This window comes from Variovorax atrisoli, assembly GCF_014195185.1.
GTDB classification, from domain to species: Bacteria; Pseudomonadota; Gammaproteobacteria; order Burkholderiales; family Burkholderiaceae_C; genus Variovorax; species Variovorax atrisoli.
This window is the reverse complement of the sequence record NZ_JACIBG010000009.1, coordinates 36,658-52,686: the sequence shown is the minus strand read 5'-3', so window position 1 is coordinate 52,686 and position 16,029 is coordinate 36,658. Positions and strand designations below refer to the sequence as shown.

General features: G+C 66.5%; 15 protein-coding genes. 10 read left to right on the top strand and 5 right to left on the bottom strand.

What is annotated here, in order from left to right:
- Window positions 1-22 precede the first annotated feature (22 nt).
- From FHY06_RS27430 to FHY06_RS27410, 5 genes are all read right to left on the bottom strand, one after another.
- On the bottom strand, window positions 23-715 hold the full coding sequence (locus FHY06_RS27430) for an HAD family hydrolase (RefSeq protein ID WP_019656415.1): 693 nt from the start codon (window positions 713-715) through the stop codon (window positions 23-25).
- 987 nt (window positions 716-1,702) lie between these two features.
- A complete protein-coding gene (locus FHY06_RS27425) occupies window positions 1,703-2,473 on the bottom strand; it encodes an SDR family oxidoreductase (protein ID WP_019658515.1) in 771 nt (256 codons plus the stop codon).
- Window positions 2,474-2,545: 72 nt separating this feature from the next.
- Window positions 2,546-3,466 (bottom strand): pseudouridine synthase, encoded by a 921-nt coding sequence (locus FHY06_RS27420; RefSeq protein WP_184606983.1) that lies wholly within the window; start codon window positions 3,464-3,466, stop codon window positions 2,546-2,548.
- Window positions 3,463-4,776 (bottom strand): leucine-rich repeat-containing protein kinase family protein, encoded by a 1,314-nt coding sequence (locus FHY06_RS27415; RefSeq protein ID WP_184606982.1) that lies wholly within the window; start codon window positions 4,774-4,776, stop codon window positions 3,463-3,465. Before FHY06_RS27415 ends, FHY06_RS27420 begins: the two co-directional genes overlap by 4 nt.
- 9 nt (window positions 4,777-4,785) lie before the next feature.
- Window positions 4,786-5,856: an MBL fold metallo-hydrolase gene (locus FHY06_RS27410; RefSeq protein ID WP_019658512.1), complete on the bottom strand. Its 1,071-nt coding sequence runs from the start codon at window positions 5,854-5,856 to the stop codon at window positions 4,786-4,788.
- A 119-nt stretch (window positions 5,857-5,975) separates the two neighbouring features.
- Here FHY06_RS27410 and FHY06_RS27405 point away from each other — a divergent pair, with 119 nt between their 5' ends.
- From FHY06_RS27405 to FHY06_RS27360, 10 genes are all read left to right on the top strand, one after another.
- The gene (locus FHY06_RS27405) at window positions 5,976-6,410 is read left to right on the top strand and encodes a MerR family transcriptional regulator (RefSeq protein WP_019658511.1); all 435 of its coding nucleotides are present in this window, start codon (window positions 5,976-5,978) and stop codon (window positions 6,408-6,410) included.
- 26 nt (window positions 6,411-6,436) lie between these two features.
- Window positions 6,437-7,177, top strand: coding sequence for a carbonate dehydratase (can, locus tag FHY06_RS27400; RefSeq protein ID WP_145761368.1), 741 nt, complete (start codon window positions 6,437-6,439; stop codon window positions 7,175-7,177).
- A 42-nt stretch (window positions 7,178-7,219) separates the two neighbouring features.
- Window positions 7,220-9,040 carry a bifunctional isocitrate dehydrogenase kinase/phosphatase gene (aceK, locus tag FHY06_RS27395; RefSeq protein ID WP_126186175.1) on the top strand — a complete coding sequence of 607 codons (1,821 nt, stop codon included), beginning with the start codon at window positions 7,220-7,222 and terminating at the stop codon, window positions 9,038-9,040.
- Between the two features lie 158 nt (window positions 9,041-9,198).
- Window positions 9,199-10,383 carry an acetyl-CoA C-acyltransferase gene (locus FHY06_RS27390; protein WP_019658508.1) on the top strand — a complete coding sequence of 395 codons (1,185 nt, stop codon included), beginning with the start codon at window positions 9,199-9,201 and terminating at the stop codon, window positions 10,381-10,383.
- Window positions 10,384-10,541: 158 nt separating this feature from the next.
- A complete protein-coding gene (locus FHY06_RS27385; RefSeq protein WP_157773859.1) occupies window positions 10,542-11,165 on the top strand; it encodes a hypothetical protein in 624 nt (207 codons plus the stop codon).
- Window positions 11,166-12,047: a hypothetical protein gene (locus FHY06_RS27380; RefSeq protein ID WP_019658507.1), complete on the top strand. Its 882-nt coding sequence runs from the start codon at window positions 11,166-11,168 to the stop codon at window positions 12,045-12,047.
- 68 nt (window positions 12,048-12,115) lie between these two features.
- Window positions 12,116-13,366 (top strand): M20 family metallopeptidase, encoded by a 1,251-nt coding sequence (locus tag FHY06_RS27375; RefSeq protein ID WP_184606981.1) that lies wholly within the window; start codon window positions 12,116-12,118, stop codon window positions 13,364-13,366.
- A 118-nt stretch (window positions 13,367-13,484) separates the two neighbouring features.
- On the top strand, window positions 13,485-14,615 hold the full coding sequence (locus tag FHY06_RS27370) for an acyl-CoA dehydrogenase family protein (RefSeq protein ID WP_184606980.1): 1,131 nt from the start codon (window positions 13,485-13,487) through the stop codon (window positions 14,613-14,615).
- A 1-nt stretch (window position 14,616) separates the two neighbouring features.
- The gene (locus FHY06_RS27365; RefSeq protein WP_184606979.1) at window positions 14,617-15,456 is read left to right on the top strand and encodes a metallophosphoesterase; all 840 of its coding nucleotides are present in this window, start codon (window positions 14,617-14,619) and stop codon (window positions 15,454-15,456) included.
- A 136-nt stretch (window positions 15,457-15,592) separates the two neighbouring features.
- On the top strand, window positions 15,593-16,012 hold the full coding sequence (locus tag FHY06_RS27360; protein ID WP_126186180.1) for a YchJ family protein: 420 nt from the start codon (window positions 15,593-15,595) through the stop codon (window positions 16,010-16,012).
- Window positions 16,013-16,029 lie beyond the last annotated feature (17 nt).

Genomic DNA, 16,029 nt, shown 5'->3' with positions numbered 1-16,029 from the left:
CTCCCTGCATTCCAACAGAAACTCAGGCGGCCTGCAGTCCGTACCCAGAAAGCAGCGCAGGCAATTCGGACATGTCGCTGAACACCCTCACCGCCCCCACGCTCAGCAGCGGCCCCGGTCCGCTGTGGCCCGATTCGCCTGTGCTGTAGCCGAACACCGTCGCACCCGCCGCCACACCGGCCATCGCCCCGGTGACCGTGTCCTCGACGATGGCGCAGCGCCCGGGCTCCACCTCCAGCGCCTTGGCCGCCGCGAGGTACACGTCGGGGTGCGGCTTGGAGCGCGGCATCTCGTGGCCGCTGAAGATGCGCCCTTCGAAGTACTCCAGCAGCCCGACCTTGGCGAGCTGCAGTTCCACCTTGTGGCGGTCAGCGCCCGAGGCGCAGGCGATCCGGCCGTCGAGCCTGGCGTGGATCTCGCGGATGGCTTCGGGGGCGCGCGGAATCGCGACGAGGTCGCGCTCCAGGGCCTCGTTGCGCCGGGCGCGGAAGGTCTTGAGCCAATCGTCGGTGATCCTGAAGCCGGTCTTCTGCTCGATCAGTGCGGCTTCGTCCTTCACGGCCTTGCCCGTGAAGGTGTTCATCGATTCTTCGGTGGTGATTTGCCAGCCCAGCTCGCCGAGCATTTCGGCGAGGACGCGGTTGGTGATGGGTTCGGAGTCGACGAGGACGCCGTCACAGTCGAAGAGGACTGCTGAGAAGGGGAAGGAGGGCATTGCTTTTTGGGGCCTGACTTGGGGACTGGCCTTGATGGTAGCAATCGGCTGTTGGGCTGGCTTCTTCTGCCGAGGTCGGGTCTTGGCCTTTTGCTAACTCATTGCGCTAGCGTTTGGCTTGATTTGACGCTGTGGGGTGGTTGCCTCCCGGGGGCCCCGGAAGGCTTTTGCCTTGACGAGAAGCTTTTGAGTGTTTGCTTCCCGAGGCCGGGTCTCGGCCCGGCGGCCGACCTACTTTTCTTTGCTTCGCCAAAGAAACGTAGGCAAAAGAAAGGCGACCCTGCTGTCTGCGTCCCTTCGCTTCGCTACGGGCAACCTGCGGTGCTCGACGTAGGAGGGGGTCCGCAGAACTCGCTCCACTGCGTTGCGCTCAGACAGCTGCGGCCCTTGTCCCTCCTACGTCTGCGCTCCTCGGCGCAGCCAGAAGGGAGAGACACGCGCCATCGCTTCGCTCGGCTTTGGGAACGGCCTGGACGGGCCTTCGCTTTGCTCGGCCAGGGATTCGGGCCTCGGATTGATTTCGAGCCTGTGTTCAGGCTCGTTGTCTTGGGTGAGATGCTGATGCGGTCGCGATGCGCAAGACGTCTCTCGGTTCCCGGCACCGCTGGATACCACCAGCAAGCGCCCCTCGAAACGACACGGAGCGATCCCGCAATTCATTCCAAGCACTGCAGGCGCGCAGCGCCTGCAGTGCCTTGGAGGCCGAGCAACGCGATGGCCCGACCCTCTCCCCTCCCCTCTGGCTGCGCCGAGGAGCGCAGCGTTTCGCGGATCAGGGCTCGCCCTTGTCTGAGCGAAGCGAGTTTGGGCGAGACCCCGCGAAGCGCGAGCACCGCAGGTTGCCCCGTAGCGCAGCGAAGGGGTCGCAGACAGCGGGGTCGCCTTTCTTTTGCCTACTTTTCTTTGGCGAAGCAAAGAAAAGTAGGTCGCCCGCCGGGGCGAGTCCCGGCCCCGGGAAGCAAGCAGCCAGCAGCAACAACAACCAACTCACCGAGCGTGAGTAACCCCCCCATCCACCACCAACGTAGACCCCATCACATAGTCCCCAGCCCTGGAAGCCAGGTAGATCGCAGCCCCCGCCATGTCCTCCGGCACCCCGATGCGCCCCGCAGGAATCCGCCCCTTGATCTCATCCCCGTGGTCACGAGCCACCTTGTTCATATCCGAAGCAAACGCCCCGGGCGCAATCGCACTGACCACGATGCGGTCCTGCGCCAGCCGCAGCGCCATCCGGCGAGTCAGCTGGATCAAGCCCGCCTTGCTGGCCGCATAGGAGTACGTCTCCTGCGGATTGATCGAGATCCCGTCGATCGAGGCGATGTTGATCACCTTCGCCAGGTGGTCCGTCGCGGCCTTCTTGAGCATCGGGGTGAGGGCCTTGGTCAGGAAGAACGGCGTCTTCAGATTCAGGTCGACCACCTTGTCCCAGCCGCTTTCGGGGAACTCCTCGTATGGCGCGCCCCAGGCAGCGCCGGCGTTGTTCACCAGGATGTCCAGCGAGCCTTCGTGCTTCGCATAGGCATCGACCAGCGCCTGCGCACCCTCGAGCGTCGACACGTCGGCCGGCAGCGAAACGCAGTGCCCGAATGCCGAAAGCTCCTTCGCCGTCTGGTCGCAGGCCGCGGCCTTGCGCGCCGAGATGTAGACGCGCGCGCCCTGCGCGAGGAAGCCCTCGGCGATCATGCGGCCGATGCCGCGCGAGCCGCCGGTGATGAGCGCGGTGCGGCCCTTCAGCGAGAAGAGTTGGGTGGTGTCCATGGTGCGGATGTCTCCTGAATGAGTGATCGGGTTCAGGAAACCGAGCTTATTGCGCGCGGCGCCGCGCGCGCGTCACTTCGGTGTCAGCAGCAGGCTGCGGCGGCTGGCGAAGCTGCGCTGCTCCCCCGTCACGGGGTCGGCGAACGAAAGCGAACGCGCGAGCAGCTGCATGGGCCGGGCGAAGTCGTCGGCGCCCTCGGGCAGCAGCACGGGGTAGATCGGGTCGTTCACGATCGGCATGCCCAGCGCCAGGCAGTGCACGCGCAGCTGGTGCCTGCGGCCGGTGATGGGCGACAGCCGCAGCAGCGCAAGGCCGTCCTGCACGTTCAGCACTTCGATGCGGGTCTCGGAGTTGGGCTCTCCGGGTTCCTCTCGCACGCGCATGAAATGGTCGTCGTCCACGAGGCGGCTGCGGTAGACCTCCGGCACCGACGACACGCCCTCATGCCACGGCACCACGGCCTCGTAGTGCTTGGCGATGCGGCGCTCGGGAAACAGCGACTGGTAGGCGCCGCGCGTGGCGGGCTTCACCGAGAACAGCACCAGCCCCGAGGTACTGCGGTCGATGCGGTGCAGCGGCACGAGGTCGTCGAGCCCCAGCTTGCGCTTGAGGCGCACCAGCAGGCTTTCCTTGAGGTACTTGCCCTTGGGCGTCACGGGCACGAAGGGCGGCTTGTCGACGACCAGCAGCTGGTCGTCCTGGAAGACGACCTCCTCCTCGAAGGGAATGCTCGCCTCGCCGTCGAGCGTGCGGTAGTAGTACACGCGCAGCGGCGACTGGTAGCGACGCGTGGCGGTCACGGGCACGCAGTGCTCGTCGACGACCTCTCCCGCTTCGATGCGCTCCATCCAGGCTTGGGGCGTGATGACGGGAAAGCGCTCGATCAGGAACTCGGCGATGGTCGGCCATGTACCGTGCGGCAGGCCGATGCAGCTCGGGCCCACGCCCTCGCGCGTGGGCAGCGGCATCCGTGGCGGCCGGCGGCGGGTCATGGGCGAGGCGCGTGCCTCTGCAGCACGGACAGGACTTCGGCGAAGGTGGGGCGTGCCGCCGCGTCGGCGTCGAGGCAGCGCTCCTTCAGAGCGACCGTCTCCTGCGGCGGCGTGTCGGTGCAGCGCTGCAGAAGCTCTTCCAGCAGGCAGCCGAAGGCGCGCACCTCCAGGGCCTGGAATGCCCGCGCCTGCTTCGCATCGAGCGCACCGGTGAGCCACGCGGCGCCGAAGTCGCCGAGCCGGCCGCCCCCTTGGGCATGCCACAGGATGTTGTGCGCGTAGAGATCGCCATGGACGATCCCCCGCGCATGCAGATGCTGCGCGGCCGAGGCGATGTCGCAGGCGATGCGCAGCGCCACGGCGGTGCTCCACCTCGCTTCCTCGGCATAGACGTCGCGCGTGCACGACGCGAGGCTGGGCGGCCCCGCGAGGGTCGCGAAGGCCGGATCGACCAGCGCCATCACGAGACCTTCGGCGCCTTCGGGATGCCCGTCGATGCGGCTGCGCGCGGCGATCAGCGTGGGATGCGCGCCGGCCGCGATGCTGGCGGCCATCTCGCTGTGCGGCCAGCCGTCGCTGGTGACCGCGCCCTTGAAGAGCTTGACGGCCACCGGTTGGGAATCGGCACCCAGGGTCGCGCGATGGATCACGCCCGACGCGCCTTCGCCGAGCTTCTCGCCGAGTGCGATCTCGCGCCAATCGACGTGCGGCACCGATCGGGCGGCGATGGCGGCGTCTTCGGCCTGCGTGTCGAAGGGGTTGCCAGCGCACGCGAGCCACGAAAGGCGCGGCAGCGCCGGCAGCCACCCGGGCAGCGCCTCGAAGCGGTTGGCCGAGATGCGCAGCAGCTCGAGCCGCTCGAGCTTCGCCATCGAGTCGGGCAGCGTGCGCAGCCGGTTGCCCGCGAGCATCAGCTTCTGCATCCGGGCGCAGTCGCCCAGCGAATCGGGCAGCGCCTCGATCTCGTTGTCGGTGAGGATCAGCCATCGCAGCGACGCAGGCAGCGCGCCGGCCGGCACGCTGCGGATGCGGTTGGCCTTGAAGCCCACGATGTCGAGGCTCCGGCAGCGGCCGATGGATTCGGGCAGCGCGGTGAAACGGTTGTCGGAGCAGAACAGAACGCGCAGCCTGTGAAGGCGGTGCAGGTCGTCGGGCAGGGTGTCGAGCGCATTGCCCGAGAGGTTCAGCACCTCGAGCGAATCGGCGAGATCGAAGACCTCCCGCGGAAACTCCGTGAGCCCGCAGGAAAGATCGATTCGTGTCGCGCCTGCCAGCCGGCCCGCGCGCAGCTGAGCCAGCATGTCGTCCATCCGGCGAGTCTAAGCCGCCGCGGCCTTGGGACCGAAGCGGTAGACGCCGTCCTTGCCCAGCTCGCGCCGCACCTGGCCCGCGAACCACAGCAGGTGAAGGTGCGCGACGGTCTCGCCCATCGCGAAGGTCATCTGGTGCAGGTCGAGTTCGCGCTTGAACAGGATCGGCAGGCCCTCCGCGGCCGTGAGCCCGCGCGCCGTGCAGGCTTCGAGCAGCTCGGCCAGCCGGTCGCGGTGGTGCTCCTGCAGCTGCTCGACGCGGCGATGGATGCCCCGGAACGGCTTGCCGTGCGCGGGCAGGCCCAGCGTGTCGGCCGGCAGCGCCTTGAACTTCTCGATGCTGTCGAGAAAGAGGCGCAGCGAGTTCGCCTCTGGCTCGCCCGCGTGCACGCTCACGTTGGTCGAGATGCGCGGCAGCATCATGTCGCCGCCCAGCAGCAGCTTGAGCTCGTCGCAGTACAGGGAGATGTGCTCGGGCGCATGGCCGTAGCCGCTGATGCAGCGCCAGGCGTGGCCGCCGATGTCGACGACGTCGCCGTCGAGCATGCGCACGAAGCTGTCGGGCACCGAGGGCACCATGTTCGCGTAGTAGTTGGTGCGCGCGCGGATCTTGGCGACCGCCTCGGGGTCGGTCAGGCCGTGCGATGCGAAGAAGCGCGCCGCCTGCTCGCCGCCGGCGAGGGTGTCGCCGGCGGTGCTGAGCACGCGGGCCACGTGGTAGTCGGTGGAGCTGATCCACAGCGGCACGTTCCAGCGCTTGCACAGCCAGTCGGCCAGGCCGATGTGGTCGGGGTGCATGTGGGTGACGATGACGCGCAGGATCGGCATGCCCTGCAGCTGTGTCTCGAACACCTGCTCCCACTGCGCGCGCGCCTCGTCGCGGGCGATGCAGCAGTCCACCACCGTCCAGCCCTCGACGCCGTCGATGCTGTCGCGCAGCAGCCAGAGGTTGATGTGGTCGAGCGCGAAGGGCAGCCGCATGCGGATCCAGCGCACGCCGGGAGCCACCTCCAGGGCCTGGCCGGGTTCGGGCAGCGTGTCGCCGAGGGGGTAGTGGAGTTCGCGTTCGAGGAGGTTCATGTAAGATTGACGTTTACGTAAACGTCATGAGTCAAGGGCACCATTGTAGGGATCGCGGCGCAAACCTGCTGTCGCGCCCGTAACGCCCCCAACAAGGCCCTCCTTCCGCCACTGTCTTCATGCCCGCGCAGACCTTCACCATCAGCCAGCTCGCGAAGGAATTCGACCTCACCACGCGGGCGATCCGCTTCTACGAGGACATGGGCCTGCTCTCGCCCGAGCGCGCCGGCCTGCAGCGCATCTACAGCGCGCGCGACCGGGCGCGGCTCACGCTCACCCTGCGCGCCAAGCGCCTCGGCCTGAGCCTGACGGAGGCCAAGGACATCCTCGACATGTACGACAGCCCCCGCGACACCGTGCCGCAGCTGGAGCGCTTCCTCGGCGTGCTGGGCGCCCACCGCGCCCAGCTGGAAGCGCAGCTCGCCGAGCTGCAGGCCAACCTCGCGGAAGTGAAGGAGCACGAGAAGAAAGGGCGGGCAACGCTCGCCAAGGCGCAGAAAAGCAAGGCACAGAAGGCCGGCAAGGCCAACGGACAGGCCGAAGCCAAGGCCTGAAGCACGTCTCACCGACAATATCGACCATGCCAGACAAATCCCAGACCCTCGACGATCTCTTCGCTCACAACCGTGCCTGGTCCGCCCAGATGGAACGCGACCGGCCCGGCTTCTTCACCAGCCTGGTGAAGCAGCAGACGCCGCGCTACATGTGGATCGGCTGCTCCGACAGCCGCGTACCCGCCAACCAGATCACCGGCCTGGAACCGGGCGAGGTGTTCGTGCACCGCAACGTCGCCAACATCGTGGTGCACTCCGACCTCAACGCGCTCTCGGCGATCCAGTTCGCAGTGGAGCACCTGAAGGTCGAGCACATCATGGTGGTGGGCCACTACGGCTGCGCTGGCGTGAAGGCCGCGCTCAGCGGCGCGCGGATCGGCCTGGCCGACAACTGGATCCGCCACATCCAGGACGTGCGCGACCGCCATCACGTGATGCTGGACAGCCTGCCCGACGAAGAAGCGCGCGTCGATGCGCTGTGCGAGCTCAACGTGGCCGAGCAGGTGGTGAACGTGGCGGTGAGCACCGTGATGGTCGATGCCTGGGCGCGCGGCCAGAAGGTCACGATCCACGGCTGGACCTTCGGCGTGCACGACGGCCTGCTGCAGGACCTGGGCCTGAGCGTGGACGGCACCCAGCCGATGGATGCCGCCTACAAGGCCACCGTGCAGCGCATCCGCCACAAGTGGAGCAAGCCCGGCGAGTTGGTGAGATCGGTGGGGGCGCAGAGCGCGCAGCCCAAGGCCGAGAGCTCCGGCCAGTCCTGACGCCGAGCGGCCCGCCGCCTTCCAGCCTCTGCTTCGCCCGTCATGTTCCCGCAGCGCCTCGATTCGCCGCTGGCCTACGACATCGCGAAGGCGATGATGGACGGCTTCAACCGGCACTACCGGTTGTTCAGGGCCGAGTCGGCGCGTGCCAAGCACCGCTTCGAGACCGCCGACTGGCACGGCCAGCAGCGCGCGCAGCGCGAGCGCATCGAGTTCTACGACCTGCGCGTGAGCGAGGCCGTGGCCCGGCTCGAGAAGGAGTTCAAGGCGGGCGAGCAGCCGATGGACGTGTGGCACCAGACCAAGCTGCACTACATCGGCCTGCTGGTGGACCATCACCAGCCCGAGCTGGCCGAGACCTTCTTCAACTCGGTGACCACGAAGATCCTGCACCGGGCCTACTTCCAGAACGACTTCATCTTCGTTCGACCGGCCATCAGCACCGAGTACATCGAGCCGCGCGGCGCACCGACCTACCGCCCCTACTACCCCCGGCCCGAGACGCTGGCCGACACCATCGAGCAGATGCTCGACGACTTCGCGCTGATCGGCAGCTTCGCCGACAAGCGGCGCGACGCGGAACGCGTGGCGAGCGCCATCCTGGGCCGCTTCCACCAGGTCAAGCTGCGCGCCAACTTCCAGCTGCAGGTGCTGTCGGGGCTGTTCTTCCGCAACAAGGGCGCGTACGTGGTCGGCAAGATCATGAACGGCTTCACCGAGCTGCCGTTCTCGCTGCCCATACTGCACGACAGCCGCGGCCGGTTCTACATCGACGCGGCCCTCTTCGGCGAAGACGACCTGCAGATGCTCTTCAGCTTCGCGCGGGCCTACTTCATGGTCGACATGGAAGTGCCCTCTGCCTGGGTGCAGTTCCTGCGTTCGCTGATGCCGCGCAAGCCGCGCGCCGAGATCTACAACGCGCTGGGCCTCGCGAAGCAGGGCAAGACGCTCTTCTACCGCGACTTCCTCTCGCACCTGAACTACTCGAGCGACCGCTTCCGCATCGCGCCCGGCATCAAGGGCATGGTGATGCTGGTGTTCGACCTGCCTTCGTTCCCGTTCGTGTTCAAGGTCATCAAGGACTTCTACCCCCCGCAGAAGGACACCACGCGCGAGCAGATCAAGGGCAAGTACATGCTCGTGAAGCATCACGACCGCGTGGGCCGCATGGCCGACACGCTGGAGTACAGCGACGTGGGCTTTCCGCTGGACCGCTTCGAGCCCGAGCTGATCGAGGAGATCCGCAGGTTCGCGCCCAGCCAGCTGGAGATCGGCGACCGCGACGGCAACGGCGAGATGGAGCTCGTGGTGAAGCACGTCTACATCGAACGGCGCATGATCCCGCTGAACATCTACCTGCAGGAGGCCTTCGACGCGCTGGCCAACCCCGAGAGCCCGGCGCATGCGAAGCGCGCGAAGGAGCAGCTCGCGCATGCGGTGGTCGAATACGGCAACGCGATCAAGGACATGGTGGCCGCCAACATCTTCCCCGGCGACATGCTCTGGAAGAACTTCGGCCTCACGCGCGGCGGCAAGGTCGTGTTCTACGACTACGACGAGATCGAATACGTCACCGACTGCCAGTTCCGCAAGGTGCCCGCGCCGCGCAACGAGGAGGACGAGATGAGCGGCGAGGTCTGGTACTCGGTGGGCCCGAAGGACGTCTTTCCCGAGACCTTCGAGCCCTTCCTGCTGGGCAACAAGGACGTGCGCGAGGCCTTCATGGCACACCACGCCGACCTGCTCGACGCCGCCTTCTGGCAGCACCACAAGGAACGCATTCAGGCCGGGCAGATGCTGGACGTGTTCCCGTACGAAGAGTCGCAGCGCTTCAGACATGAGGGGCACGCGACACACTTCTAGAAACCGACAGCCGGACGCAGACGACGTGAAGATCGCGCAAGTAGCGCAAAAGGAAACGGCAGATACTTGAGTGGTCTTCTTCCGCGACCTTCGCGAAACCTCGGCGCCCTCTGTATCCGGACACCCGATTTTTTCAACATATCCAAAGGAGACCCGCAATGTCCGAATCCATCGTCATCGTCGGCGCCGCCCGCACCCCCATGGGCGGCTTCCAGGGCGACTTCGCCTCCCTCTCCGCGCACGACCTCGGCGGCGTGGCCATCAAGGCCGCCGTCGAGCGCGCGGGCATCGCGCCCGACACCGTGGGCGAGGTGCTGTTCGGCAACTGCCTGATGGCCGGCCAGGGCCAGGCCCCGGCGCGCCAGGCGGCCTACAAGGGCGGCCTGCCCGACAGCGCGGGCGCGGTCACGCTCAGCAAGATGTGCGGCTCGGCCATGAAGGCCGCGATGCTCGCGCACGACCTGCTGCTGGCGGGCACGCACGAGGTGATGGTGGCCGGCGGCATGGAAAGCATGACCAACGCGCCCTACCTCATGCTCAAGGGCCGCGGCGGCTACCGCATGGGCCACGACCGCATCTTCGACCACATGATGCTCGACGGCCTCGAAGACGCCTACCAGCCGGGCCGCAGCATGGGCACCTTCGGCGAGGACTGCGCCGCCAAGTACAAGTTCACGCGCGAGCAGCAGGACGCCTTCGCCATCGCCAGCGTCGAGCGCGCCAAGAAGGCCACCGACACCGGCCTCTTCAAGGACGAGATCGCGCCCGTCACCGTCAAGGGCCGCAGCGGCGAAACCGTGATCTCGGTCGACGAGGGCCCGGGCAAGGTCAAGCTCGACAAGATCCCCACGCTCAAGCCCGCGTTCAAGAAGGACGGCGGCACCATCACCGCCGCATCCAGCTCGTCGATCAACGACGGCGCGGCCGCGCTGGTGATGATGACCGAGTCGCACGCGAAGAAGATCGGCGCGAAGCCCATCGCGCGCATCGTCGGCCATGCCACGCACGCGCAGCAGCCCGAGTGGTTCTCGACCGCGCCCGTCGGCGCCGTGCAGAAGCTCTTCGCCAAGACCGGCTGGAAGGCGCGCGACGTCGACCTCTGGGAAGTGAACGAGGCCTTCGCCGTGGTGCCGATGGCGCTGATGCACGAACTCGACGTGTCGCACGACATCGTCAACATCCACGGCGGCGCCTGCGCACTGGGCCACCCGATCGGCGCCAGCGGCGCGCGCATCATGGTCACGCTGATCCACGCGCTGAAGGCGCGCGGCAAGACGCGCGGCGTGGCGACGCTGTGCATCGGCGGGGGCGAAGGCACGGCCGTGGCACTCGAATTGGTCTAGTCAATATCCGTAAAAATTGGAAATTAATCGTCAATTTTTGCTTATTTCCAAGATAGCGTTCGCCTTTACTTTTATTTAAAAATTCTCTGATACCATCCGCGCGCCTATGAGTGCCGCACCTCAATAGGATTCGCGCGAGATGGAATTCAGGGAAGAAAATGAATCAACAAGAAGAGGCTGCATGCACGGTGAATACAGGCTATTGCGCGGCTGCGGAAGAATTCTTCCAGCGGTTGCTCGAAGCTCTGAAATATTCAGCAATTGCGTTGCTGGTGGTGCTTGCAGTGGTTTTTGTCTCGCTGCAAAAGATACCAGCTGAAATAGTCGCAGCAGACAGCGATGATCTGCTCTTGAAGCTCGCGTCGCTGGGACGCAAGGGAAAATCGGTTCTTTGCGATCCCGCAAATATCGAGAAATTTCTTTCCGTTCAGATCGACAAGACGGAAGCCCTGGGCAATGTTGCAGTCAACACCCCGATTGGCAAACCTGCTCCGAACCCAAGCCTTTCCGGAAATTACTCGAAGTTCCAGTCGGGAACCACCACTGTCTGCCGGCTTCAACTGCAGTGGGCGGGGCACCGGTTCTGCGACACCGACTCCGCACGCGCCCAGCGGCTGATCGGCCGCCGAGTGCAGCTCCGGCTAGCAATTCCGGGTGAAGGCGGGATTTACGATCATGGGTACGAACTGACGCACGACCCGAGAGAAAGGGCTTTGATCGGATGGCGAGAGCCAAGCCGATCATGTCCTGCGGATGTCGAGGTGATCGTGGCGGTCCATTGAATGGCACGCGCCGAGAATCGCCGGTTGCCGTGGCCGGCCCTGCTCTTTGGAGCGATCTTCTTCGCTGCAACGGCCATGTTGGTGTACGAATCGGCGCGCGAATATTTCCCTCGCAGCGACCTGCGGTCCTTCGACGAACGGAAGGCCAAACTGTTGAGCGCAGGAAAGAGGGCATCCTATGAGTTGGAACTGTTCAGCGAACTCTCCCAGTGGAACCGGCCGAGCCGACGCTATCCGGCAGAGGGAGGTCCCCGGCTGCGAGAACGGCGATGGCGACAACTCGCTGGCGAAGGCTTCGAGCTCGCGCACATCGCCTTGCAATTGCTCCAGCCGAACGGGGGATATGTCTATCCGCTAGACAGGCCGATGAAGCGGCTGCAGGAACTCGCAGAACAAGGAGACGCCGGTGCGATGTGCCTGATGGCGTCGCTGGTCGCTCAGGTCAAGAAGGCGCGCGTGTCCAATGAGCATGCCGAAACCGCCAGGAAGTGGCTGAAGGTAGGCGCCGAGCGCGGCCATCCTGAATGCCAGCTGCAGTTGGGACGTCGCCTGCTTCTCGGCATTGACGGGATGTTCAGGGATCCTGGCCGTGGCCTTCCGCTGGAATTCGCAGCCCGAAGAAGCGGGTACGCCCACGACGTCGACGGGTTGGTGGCATATTTCCAGCAAAGATGGTCTACCGAAGCCATTGATCTCTCAAGGCTTTACTGCTGGCTGTCGATCGAAGCACAGTCTCGCCTGTCCGATGGATCTCAGAAAATGCTGAGGCTGCTGCGCGTAGAGGCACAGCGTCTCGAATCCGATCGCCTGAAGGCGCTTGCAAGCCGGCTCGAGAGCACGCGCTTTTCGCTGCAGGCATGCGTTGAGCTGGGCGCAAGCTGAACTGCTTCAGCGATGGGGCGATGCCTAGAATGAGTGCTTCGCTTTCAATCTGTCTGGAGACCTTGTTCATGTATTCGGCCATTCCCCGCAACACTGTCGCCGCGCTGGTTGCCTTCGCATTCCTGGCACCGGCGGCTGCCCTGGCCCAGAAGCGCGACAACGTGCTGTTCCAGGCCGCCACCGACGAGCAGCCGGCCGTGATCAAGACGCTGGAGAAGCTGGTCAACATCGAAACCGGCACCGGTGACGCCGAGGGCATCGCCGCCGCGGGCAACTTCCTGGAGGCCGAGCTCAAGAACCTCGGCTTCACGGTCACGCGAAGCAAGTCGGCCGGCCTGGTGGTGGGCGACAACATCGTGGGCAAGATCAAGGGCCGCGGCGGCAAGAACCTGCTGCTGATGTCGCACATGGACACCGTCTACCTCAAGGGCATCCTCGCGAAGGCCCCGTTCCGCGTCGAAGGCGAAAAGGCCTACGGCCCCGGCATCGCCGACGACAAGGGCGGCAACGCGGTCATCCTGCACACGCTCAAGCTGCTGAAGGAATACGGCGTGCGCGACTACGGCACCATCACCGTGCTGTTCAACACCGACGAGGAAAAGGGTTCCTTCGGCTCGCGCGACCTGATCCAGGAAGAAGCCAAGCTGGCCGACTACGTGCTCTCCTTCGAGCCCACCAGCGCAGGCGACGAAAAACTCTCGCTGGGCACCTCGGGCATCGCCTACGTGCAGGTCAACATCACCGGCAAGGCCTCGCATGCCGGCGCCGCGCCCGAGCTGGGCGTGAACGCGCTGGTCGAGGCCTCCGACCTCGTGCTGCGCACGATGAACATCGACGACAAGGCGAAGAACCTGCGCTTCAACTGGACCATTGCCAAGGCCGGCAACGTCTCGAACATCATCCCCGCCAGCGCCACGCTGAACGCCGACGTGCGCTACGCGCGCAACGAGGACTTCGACGCCGCCATGAAGACGCTGGAAGAGCGCGCGCAGCAGAAGAAGCTGCCCGAGGCCGACGTGAAGGTGATCGTCACGCGCGGCCGCCCGGCCTTCAATGCCGGCGAAGGCGGCAAGAAGCTGGTCGACAAGGCGGTGGCCTACTACAAGGAAGCCGGCGGCACGCTGGGCGTGGAAGAGCGCACCGGCGGCGGCACCGACGCGGCCTACGCCGCGCTCTCAGGCAAGCCAGTGATCGAAAGCCTGGGCCTGCCCGGTTTCGGCTACCACAGCGACAAGGCCGAGTACGTGGACATCAGCGCGATTCCGCGCCGCCTGTACATGGCCGCGCGCCTGATCATGGATCTGGGCGCCGGCAAGTGAATGCTGCCCCCCGGCTTTTCACTCGCGTTGCTCGTGTAACTCCCCCCCCCGAGGGGGAGGCGCGGTCCGCCTTGGGGCGGCCCGGCGGCGACCGCCTCGTCACATAGAAGGAACTGCCATGTTGTTGACAGCAGACCAGGAAGCCATCCGCGACGCGGTGCGCGACTTCTCGCAAGCCGAACTCTGGCCCAACGCCGCGAAGTGGGACCGCGAGCACAGCTTTCCTAAGGAGGCCCACCAGGGCCTCGCGGCGCTGGGCGCCTACGGCATCTGCGTGCCCGAGGAGCATGGCGGCGCCGGCCTCGACTACCTCACGCTCGCGCTGGTGCTGGAGGAGATCGCGGCCGGCGACGGCGGCACCAGCACCGCCATCAGCGTGACCAACTGCCCCGTCAACGCCATCCTCATGCGTTATGGCAACACGCAGCAGAAGAAGCAGTGGCTCGAGCCGCTGGCGCAGGGCCGGATGCTCGGCGCCTTCTGCCTGACCGAGCCGCAGGCCGGCAGCGATGCATCGAGCCTGCGCACCACCGCGCGCAAGGACGGCGACGGCTACGTGATCGACGGCGTGAAGCAGTTCATCACCAGCGGCAAGAACGGCCAGGTGGCCATCGTCATCGCGGTGACCGACAAGGGCGCCGGCAAGCGCGGCATGAGCGCGTTCATCGTGCCCACCGACACGCCCGGCTACAACGTCGCGCGGCTGGAGGACAAGCTCGGCCAGCACAGCAGCGACACCGCGCAGATCAACTTCGACGGCTGCCGCATTCCGCGCGAGAACCTCATCGGCGCGGAGGGCGAGGGCTACAAGATCGCGCTCGGCGCGCTGGAAGGCGGGCGCATCGGCATCGCCGCGCAGAGCGTGGGCATGGCGCGCAGCGCCTTCGATGCCGCGCTGGCCTACGCCAAGGAGCGCCAGGCCTTCGGCGGCTCCATCTTCGATCAGCAGGCCGTGGGCTTCCGCCTCGCCGAATGCGCGACGCAGATCGAGGCCGCGCGCCAGCTGATCTGGCACGCCGCGAGCCTGCGCGACGCCGGCCTGCCCTGCCTGAAGGAGGCCGCCATGGCCAAGCTCTTCGCGAGCGAGATGGCCGAGCGCGTGTGCAGCGCGGCCATCCAGACGCTGGGCGGCTACGGCTACGTGAACGACTTTCCGCTGGAGCGCATCTACCGCGACGTGCGGGTCTGCCAGATTTACGAAGGCACGTCGGACATCCAGAAGCTGCTGATCCAGCGCGCGCTGGCGTGACGTGAGCGAAGGTCGCGGGCGGCGCCCGGCTTGGCTGTACGCCGCGGCCATCGTGCTCGCTGGGCTGGCCGTCTGGGGCTTCGTCATCGAACCGCGCTGGGTGGCTGCGCGCGTCGAGCCGCTGAGCTCCGAGCAATGGCAGACTCCCGCCGGCCTGAAGGTCGCGGTGGCGAGCGACTGGCATCTCACATCGCGCTCCGCATGGCGCGTCACCGGCGTGGAGCGCGCCGCACGCATCGTCGACGAGATCAACGCCGCGCAGCCCGACGTGGTGCTGCTCCCGGGCGACTTCCTCGCGGGCACGGGCGAGGACGACGAGCCCCTGCCCGTCGAGGACATGGCAGCCGTGCTCGGCAGACTCAAGGCGCCGCAGGGCGTGTACGCGGTGCTCGGCAACCACGACTGGTGGCACGGCGGACAGCGCATCGCCAAGGCGCTGGCAGCCCAGGGCATCCGCGTGCTGGAGAACGCCTCGGCGCGCCTGCCCGGCCACGACATCTGGGTGGTCGGCATCGGCGACCATTCGACCGGCCATTCGGAGCCGATGCGCGCGCTGGCCGGCGTGCCGGCCGATGCAGCGACGCTGGTCATGATGCACGACCCCTTCAGCTTCGCGACCATGCCGCGCACGCACGGGCTGGTGGTGGCCGCGCACACGCACGGCGGACAGGTGAGCGTGCCGGGTTACGGGGCGCTGATCGTGCCGGGCGCGGCCCCTCGCGAGTGGGCCTACGGATGGATCACGCACAAGGACAGGCGCATGTACGTCACTAGCGGGCTGGGCGTCAGCATCCTGCCGGTGCGCTTCAACATGCGGCCCGAGTGGGTGATGTTCCGGTAGGGGTGCCGCCATTCGCTGCGAGGCGCTGCGGCATGGCGGCGTCTTCGAGGCCATCGCCGCGAGCGGGCCTCCATGGCCCATCCGCGGGCTTGCCCTCTCGGCACAAGGGCTGCAAGGTGTTCCAATGCAGGTCTTCATGAGTGCACCCGATCCCCAATCCAGGCCCTGCCCTTGCGGCCGGACCGACCGCCGCGACAAGCCCATCGCCTTTTCCCTTTGCTGCGGCCGCTATCTCGACGACTTCGACCGCACGCCCGCGCCCGATGCCGAATCGCTGATGCGCTCGCGCTATTCGGCCTTCGTGCTGGAGAGAGGCGAATACCTGCTCGCCACCTGGCACGAATCGAAACGCCCCGCTTCCATCGAGTTCGAGCCGGGCGTCAAGTGGCTGGGACTGGACGTCCGCGCGCGCTCGGTGCTCGACGCGGACCACGCCGAGGTCGAGTTCGTCGCGCGCCAGCGCGGCCCCTCGGGCACCGCCACGCGCCTGCACGAGCGCAGCCGCTTCGTGCGCGAGGACGGGCGCTGGTACTACGTCGACGGCGACCTGCGGTAACAACCCGCGGGTTGACG

Coding starts and splice junctions, on each gene's coding strand:
- FHY06_RS27385 (WP_157773859.1), top strand. CDS start 10,542: ATGAATCAACAAGAAGAGGCTGCATGCACGGTGAATACAGGCTATTGC.
- FHY06_RS27390 (WP_019658508.1), top strand. CDS start 9,199: ATGTCCGAATCCATCGTCATCGTCGGCGCCGCCCGCACCCCCATGGGC.
- FHY06_RS27430 (WP_019656415.1), bottom strand. CDS start 715: ATGCCCTCCTTCCCCTTCTCAGCAGTCCTCTTCGACTGTGACGGCGTC.
- FHY06_RS27405 (WP_019658511.1), top strand. CDS start 5,976: ATGCCCGCGCAGACCTTCACCATCAGCCAGCTCGCGAAGGAATTCGAC.
- FHY06_RS27420 (WP_184606983.1), bottom strand. CDS start 3,466: ATGACCCGCCGCCGGCCGCCACGGATGCCGCTGCCCACGCGCGAGGGC.
- FHY06_RS27360 (WP_126186180.1), top strand. CDS start 15,593: ATGAGTGCACCCGATCCCCAATCCAGGCCCTGCCCTTGCGGCCGGACC.
- FHY06_RS27410 (WP_019658512.1), bottom strand. CDS start 5,856: ATGAACCTCCTCGAACGCGAACTCCACTACCCCCTCGGCGACACGCTG.
- aceK (WP_126186175.1), top strand. CDS start 7,220: ATGTTCCCGCAGCGCCTCGATTCGCCGCTGGCCTACGACATCGCGAAG.
- FHY06_RS27425 (WP_019658515.1), bottom strand. CDS start 2,473: ATGGACACCACCCAACTCTTCTCGCTGAAGGGCCGCACCGCGCTCATC.
- FHY06_RS27415 (WP_184606982.1), bottom strand. CDS start 4,776: ATGGACGACATGCTGGCTCAGCTGCGCGCGGGCCGGCTGGCAGGCGCG.
- can (WP_145761368.1), top strand. CDS start 6,437: ATGCCAGACAAATCCCAGACCCTCGACGATCTCTTCGCTCACAACCGT.
- FHY06_RS27370 (WP_184606980.1), top strand. CDS start 13,485: ATGTTGTTGACAGCAGACCAGGAAGCCATCCGCGACGCGGTGCGCGAC.
- FHY06_RS27380 (WP_019658507.1), top strand. CDS start 11,166: ATGGCACGCGCCGAGAATCGCCGGTTGCCGTGGCCGGCCCTGCTCTTT.
- FHY06_RS27375 (WP_184606981.1), top strand. CDS start 12,116: ATGTATTCGGCCATTCCCCGCAACACTGTCGCCGCGCTGGTTGCCTTC.